Annotated in this window: 6 protein-coding genes and 1 pseudogene; all 7 read right to left on the bottom strand. The window is 55.9% G+C overall.

Translation table 11 applies throughout. From position 1 onward, the window contains the following. A partial coding sequence (gene istA / locus AKU79_RS02425; protein WP_050522003.1) for an IS21 family transposase occupies window positions 1-804 on the bottom strand: 804 nt, incomplete at its 3' end. A gap of 108 nt (window positions 805-912) precedes the next feature. After that, a pseudogene (locus tag AKU79_RS02420) lies at window positions 913-1,068 on the bottom strand (L-rhamnose mutarotase); the annotation flags it as partial. Continuing rightward, window positions 1,068-2,051, bottom strand: a complete 984-nt coding sequence (locus tag AKU79_RS02415; RefSeq protein ID WP_050521995.1) for an ABC transporter permease — start codon at window positions 2,049-2,051, stop codon at window positions 1,068-1,070. The pseudogene AKU79_RS02420 and the gene AKU79_RS02415, both read right to left, overlap by 1 nt. Continuing rightward, window positions 2,048-3,031, bottom strand: coding sequence for an ABC transporter permease (locus AKU79_RS02410; protein WP_156209404.1), 984 nt, complete (start codon window positions 3,029-3,031; stop codon window positions 2,048-2,050). The genes AKU79_RS02415 and AKU79_RS02410 overlap by 4 nt, the downstream gene beginning before the upstream one ends. Then, window positions 3,028-4,551: a sugar ABC transporter ATP-binding protein gene (locus tag AKU79_RS02405; RefSeq protein WP_050521994.1), complete on the bottom strand. Its 1,524-nt coding sequence runs from the start codon at window positions 4,549-4,551 to the stop codon at window positions 3,028-3,030. Before AKU79_RS02405 ends, AKU79_RS02410 begins: the two co-directional genes overlap by 4 nt. 74 nt (window positions 4,552-4,625) lie before the next feature. Continuing rightward, entirely contained in the window at window positions 4,626-5,615 is a 990-nt protein-coding gene (rhaS, locus tag AKU79_RS02400) for a rhamnose ABC transporter substrate-binding protein (RefSeq protein WP_050521993.1), read from the bottom strand. Window positions 5,616-5,648: 33 nt separating this feature from the next. Continuing rightward, window positions 5,649-6,452 carry a DeoR/GlpR family DNA-binding transcription regulator gene (locus tag AKU79_RS02395; protein WP_050521992.1) on the bottom strand — a complete coding sequence of 268 codons (804 nt, stop codon included), beginning with the start codon at window positions 6,450-6,452 and terminating at the stop codon, window positions 5,649-5,651. Between the last annotated feature and the right edge of the window lie 74 nt (window positions 6,453-6,526).

Genomic DNA, 6,526 nt, shown 5'->3' with positions numbered 1-6,526 from the left:
ATTCAGTGCAGCAAGGTCTGGGAAGACAGGAGCGACCTGCCATAGGCGATGTCGGGCATCACGCACGCTCTTCTCAACCTGACCCTTCTCCCAGCCCGCCGCCGGATTGCAGAACTCGGGATCGAAGACGTAGTGGCTGGTCATGGCCAGGAACCGCGCATTCACATCACGCTGTTTGCCGACGCCAACCCGGTCGACCGCGGTCTTCATGTTATCATAGATGCCACGCCCGGGGACGCCTTCGAAGACGCGGAATGCATGCCAGTGGGCATCAAACAGCATCTCATGCGTTTGCAACAGATAGGCCCGCACCAAAAATGCCCGGCTGTGCGACAGCTTGATATGCGCGACCTGCAGCTTGATACGCTCGCCGCCGACATAGGCCCAGTCCTCGCTCCAATCGAACTGGAAAGCCTCGCCCGGCGCGAACACCAGCGGCACGAAAGTCCCACGATCTGTCGTGTGATGCGCACGCTGCCGGTCACCCTTCCATTCCCGCACAAAGGCCGCAACACGTTCGTAGGAACCGTCATATCCAAGCTTTACAAGATCGGCATGCATCAGCTTCGCCGTTCGGCGTTCCTTGCGTGATTTGCGCTGATCAGTCGTCAGCCACGCAGTAAGATGCTTAGCATAAGGGTCCAGCTTGCTGGGGCGATCTGGCACCTGAAATGCAGGTTCAACAATCCCCTCCCGCAGATACTTCTTGATCGTGTTGCGAGATACGCCCGTCCGCCGCGCGATCTCGCGAATAGGCATCTTATCCCGCAGTGCCCATTTCCGAATTACCCTCAAAAATCCCATGTCTATCACTCCATGCGCCCCCAGCTGATTCAAGCCGGGGCAAGGTTACACATGGGTCAATTCTCAATGACAATTTCTGCTGGTGCCGGGTCAGTTCTCAATGACAATCAACATATTGGTATCTTCATCCAAGTGAATGGAATAATCGCTAACGCCAGCGTCTTTCAGCAGGGCCACCAGTTCGGGCCAGATCTGATCGTGGCGGCGGATGTATTCAGCTTTTTGACCAGCATGCAGCTGCATCTTGAAGGCATATTTTTCCATCACCGTCTCCACATCGAGCAAAGGCGGGGCAGGGCGATCACCCCGATCAGCAGACCACCAATGACGATAGACATCACAATCCCCGGCACGTTCAGCAGCCCAAGGCCAAAGGTGACCAGGCCCATAACGAATGCCGCTATCACCACACCCGGAATATTGCCCGAGCCGCCAAGGATATTGACGCCGCCCAAAACGACCATGGTAACGACCTCTAGCTCCATGCCGAAACCGATAGAGGGGCGGGTGGACCCAAGGCGCGAGGTCAGACAGACAGAGGCAATTCCCGCCATAAGGCCTGTTAGCAAAAACAGGATGAACTTAACACGGTTCACCCGAATGCCGGAAAACAGCGCCGCAGTCGCGTTGTTGCCGACCGCATAAACCGCGCGGCCAAAATTGGTCAGATGCAGCAAGACGCCGAACCCAAGTGCTAGCACGCAAAACAGCACAAATTCAAAGGAAAACACCCACCAGACATAGCCTTGCCCGAAGAAACTGAATCCGGCAGGGTAGCCGCCATAGGCCGTATCGCCCAGCACAATATAACTGATGCCGCGAAACAGGCTCATCGTGCCGATGGTCACGACGATAGACGGCAGGCCCATCACTGTGACCAGCACGCCGTTAAAGGCCCCGCAAAGCAGCCCAACGACTAACCCGATCAAAACCAGACTTGTGGGCGATGCACCCAGTTGTGCCGCAGCCCCCATCGCGGTTGAGGCAAGTGCAACGATTGAGGCCACCGACAGGTCAATTTCGCCTGCAATAATCAGCAAGGCCATCGCAAAAGCGATCATCGCCTTTTCGGTAAAGTTAAAGGTCGCGTCCGACAGGTTCCACGCATTCAGAAAATACGGCGAGGCGAATGCGTTAAAGGTGAAAATAGCCACCGCAACTGCCAGCAACAGCGTTTCCCATGACCGCAGGCGCCGCGCCCAAGGACTTTGCAGACGATCAGGGATATAACGTTCGGTCGTGCTCATGCCTCTGCCTCCTTGCGTTTCAGAATGATGCGGCCACGGGTTTTGTTAGCGCGAGAGTTCAAAGCGACGGCGATGATGATGGCAGCGCCCGAAATCGCAAGTTGCCAGAATGGCGAGATGTTGATCACCGGCAGCGCGTTTTTGATGACGCCCAAGAACAGCGCGCCCAAAACAGCCCCTCCGACCGAGCCGATACCCCCGGCAATTGAAATACCCCCGATGACACAGGCGGCCACAACGTCCAGCTCGAACCCGCCGGCAATATCCACATAGGCCACGGCATAACGCGACACCCACAGATACCCCGTCAACCCCGCCAAAGCGCCTGAAATGGTAAAGGCCCAAAACTGCGTGCGCCCCACATTCAGACCCGTATAAACAGCAGCATGCGGGTTGCCCCCTACCGCGAAAAAGGCGCGGCCAAGCGTGGTGCGGTTCATCACAACCACCGCGATCACGATCACAACCAGCGCAAACCACGACAGCATTGGAAAACCTAGAAAGATCTGGCGCGGCAGGGCCTTGAAAGCCGGGCTCATCTCATGCGCATTGACCCATTTTCCTTCTGAAATCAGAAAGATGATGCCCCGATAAATCGTCATGGTGCCAAGGGTGACAACGATGGGGGGGATGTTTAGCTTCCACACCAGAACGCCGTTCACCATGCCCAGCAGCGCGCCCAGTGACAGGGCCAACAGCACAGTGAACACCAGTGGCAAATCAGGCGCCGCGATGTTCAGCAGCGAGACCACCATCCCTGTCAATGCCAGATTAGCCGCAACCGACAGGTCAATACATTTGGTCAGGATCACGATCATCTGCCCGATGGCGAGGATCATCAAAGGCGAGGTGTCGTTAAAGACATTGGCCAGATTTTGCGGTGCCACAAAGGCAGGAAAGCGCAATGCGATCAAGGCAATCAATAGCAAGATCGCACCCGACAAGACCGCCTCGCGCGAGCGTAGAAAACGTCTGATCATTCGGTGTCTCCTATACCTGCTGCACGCCGGACAAGCATTTCGGGCGTCATCTCATCCCTTTTCAATTCATCGACAATCCGGCCTTCGCGCATTACGATCACGCGGTCCGACATGCCCAGAACCTCGGGGATTTCCGAGCTGACCATAATCACGGCCAGCCCTTGGGCGGCCAGTTCGGCCATAAATTCATGCACGGCGGCCTTGGACCCGATGTCGATGCCTTTGGTCGGCTCATCCAGAATAATAACCTTGGGTTGGGTGGCCAGCCATTTGGCAATCACCACTTTTTGCTGGTTGCCCCCCGACAGATTGCCCACCGCCGTTTCCAATGATGCCGCGCGCAGATTCAGCCGCGCGGTGTATTCGCGCGCCAAGGCGAACTCTTCAGCCAGCCGTAGAAACCCATGGCGCGAGGTTCGGTGCAACGACGGCAGTGTCACATTCTGAAAAATCGGAAGGGCGGTGATCGCGCCTTGTTTCCCGCGATCTTCGGGCACGTAAACAATGCCATGCGCCACAGCATCGGCGGGAGAGCGGATTATGCGCACATCACCGTCAATCCGCACCGCACCTTTTGACGGCTTGGTGATGCCATAAAGCGCCTGCATTACCTCGGACCGGCCCGCGCCAATCAGGCCATAAAAGCCCAGAATCTCGCCTTTATGCAGCGTGAAGCTAATATCTGCAAACTCGGTCGGGTGATCATAGCCCACGACTTTCAGCGCCTCTTTGCCGATGGCGCTGATGCGTTTCGGAAAAATCTGATCGACCGAGCGGCCAACCATCATCTGCACCAAATCATCTTGGGTCACATCCGCGATATGCCCGTCGCCAACGAACTGGCCATCACGGAAAACGGCAAAGCGGTCGGCGATACGGAAAATCTCATCGAACTTATGGCTGATGAACAGGATCGCTTTGCCCTGTGCTTTCAGCTTATCGACCAGATCATATAATTCATTGATTTCTTTGTGGGAAAGTGCGGCTGTGGGTTCGTCCATAATCACGACACGGGCATCGATTGACAGCGCGCGGGCAATGGCCACCAAGTGTTTGCTGGCAATGCTCAGGTCACGTAGCCGCGTGGTGGGGTCAATCGGCGCCTCAATCTCGGTCAGAATGGCACGGGATTTGGCGATCATGGCTGCCGTGTCGATCAATCCGAAACGGCCCTTGGGCGCATGGCCCAAAAAGATATTCTCGGCCACGGTCAATTCATCAAACAGCACGGTTTCTTGATGAATCGCGGTGATCCCATGTGCTGCGGCGGCCTGTGCATTGGCAAACTGGACCGGTGCGCCATCAACCAGAATTGCGCCCCCATCGGGCTGATAAATACCGGTCAGAATTTTGACGACCGTCGATTTTCCAGCGCCGTTTTCACCGACGAGTGCGGTAACTTGGCCGGGATACAATGACAAAGACACCGAAGACAGCGCACGCACGCCGGGAAAGTCTTTGATTACGCCGTCAAGAGACAATACGGCCGTCACTGCGGCGGCGGAGGGCTGCGGCTGCATGAGAAAAGTCCAATTTGAAGGGGTTTGGGGATGCGGCGCAGGACGGGCCTGCGCCGGAATAGTATCAGGTCAGATCAAAAGACTGACTTGAATTCTTCGATGTTCGACTTGTCATAGGTAAAGGGGTCGGACATGGCCGCTTCGTTGTTTTCGTCAAGCGTTGCCTCGCCCATGCGGCCCATACCAATTTTTGCACCAGGTTCGGCGGTGGCCCCTTTGGCGATGTTGTATGACAGCATGGTCGCTGCGTAACCAAGATCAATCGGGTTCCAGATCGCAAAGGAAATGGTCGCACCGGATTCCACAGCGCCAGCCATTTCAGATGGCAAGCCGAGGCCAGTGACGTTGATTTGACCAATTTTACCCGCATCGGTCACAGCCTGTGACGCTGCCAGAATACCCACCGTTGTAGGTGCAATGATTGCCTTCAGATCGGGGTAGGTGGCCATCAGGCCTTGGGCTTCGCGGTAGGATTTATCCGCCAGATCGTCGCCGTAAACCGTAGCGACCAGGTTCACGCCGGGATAGTTGCCCATCACCTTTTTCATCTCGTCAATCCAGATATTCTGGTTGGTGGACGTGGCAGTGGCAGACAGCACAGCAACATCACCGCCATCTGGCATATGATCGGCGGCAAGTTTGATAATCGTGTTGCCGATCAATGGGGCCGAGGATGGGTTCAGGTGCATCTGGCGGCCTTCCTTGGCGACGCCCGAATCCCATGAAATCACGGTGATGCCACGATCCATCGCCTTTTTCAGCGCAGGGGCTACGGCATCGGGGTCATTGGCCGAAATTGCGATTGCATCCACGCCTTGTGCGATCAAGCTGTTGATCACCTCAATCTGGCCTTCGGCAGTGGTATCGGTCGGGCCGGTATAGATGATCTCTACATCGCCCAGCTCTTTCGCAGCTTCTTGCGCGCCCTTGTTCGCGGCTTCGAAAAAGCCGATGCCAAGCGCCTTAACTACCAGCGCAATGCGGGTGGTGTCGGCGCTGGCCGATGTTCCCATTAGGGCCGCACCGATAGCAACTGTGGTTAGAACTTTCTTAATTACACTCATGATTTCCTCCCTAGAGTGACGTGGTTTCAGCGTTTAGGACGCAGTTTCTTCGGCTTGTGCAGCCCCGCTTGGGGCTACAATCAAGGTAACGTCCGCAGCCTCAAGCATGGCGGCGGCTTTGTCTGGAATGCCCTCATCTGTGATGACGGTATCAATGCGGCCCAGCGGGCACAGCACCAGCGACGAGCGGTTTTTGAACTTGGTGCTATCCACCAGCACAATCAGTTCATCTGCTTGCCCGATCAATTTTTGTTCGGCCTGCACCAGCAGCGGATCGCTCTCCATCAACCCGATCGGCCCCAAACCATGTGCGCCCATGAACATGCGGCGCGCATAGACATTGCGGGTCACGTCATTTTCAAACGGTGACAGGATGATGTTCTGTTCGCGGTAAATTGTCCCGCCGGACAGGGTGATGGTATTTTTGGAATGCTTCAGCAGATGTTCGGCAATCGGGAAAGAGTTGGTGAACACTTGCAAGCGGCGGCTGGCCAGTGGATGCACCATTTGAAATGTCGTGGTGCCGCCGTTGATGATAATGCTGTCACCGTCATTGCACAGCTCGACCGCCGCGCGCGCTATTGCTTGCTTTTGCTTGGTGTTGATTGCTTGGTTTACGGAAAAAGGCCGCCCGGCAAGTCCGACAAACTGCGGCGGATTGACGGATTCGGCGCCACCCCGCACCCTGCGCAGGCGTTTTTGCATGTGGAGTGTTGCGATATCGCGCCGAATTGTGGCCTCGGAGGCATCGGTCATATTGCACAGGTCAATTACCGTCACCATCGGCCTGTCCTGTACGGCCGATAGAATGATTCTGTGGCGTTCCGTTTCGTGCATCTTTGCTCCTCCATTGGGTAATACGATGTGCGCAGATTGCGGGCATGTCAATCATAAATTGTCAAATTCAATCA

Origin of the sequence: Pseudorhodobacter wandonensis (assembly GCF_001202035.1) — a bacterium.
GTDB lineage: Bacteria > Pseudomonadota > Alphaproteobacteria > Rhodobacterales > Rhodobacteraceae > Pseudorhodobacter > Pseudorhodobacter wandonensis.
This window is presented reverse-complemented; position numbering and strand designations above follow the sequence as displayed.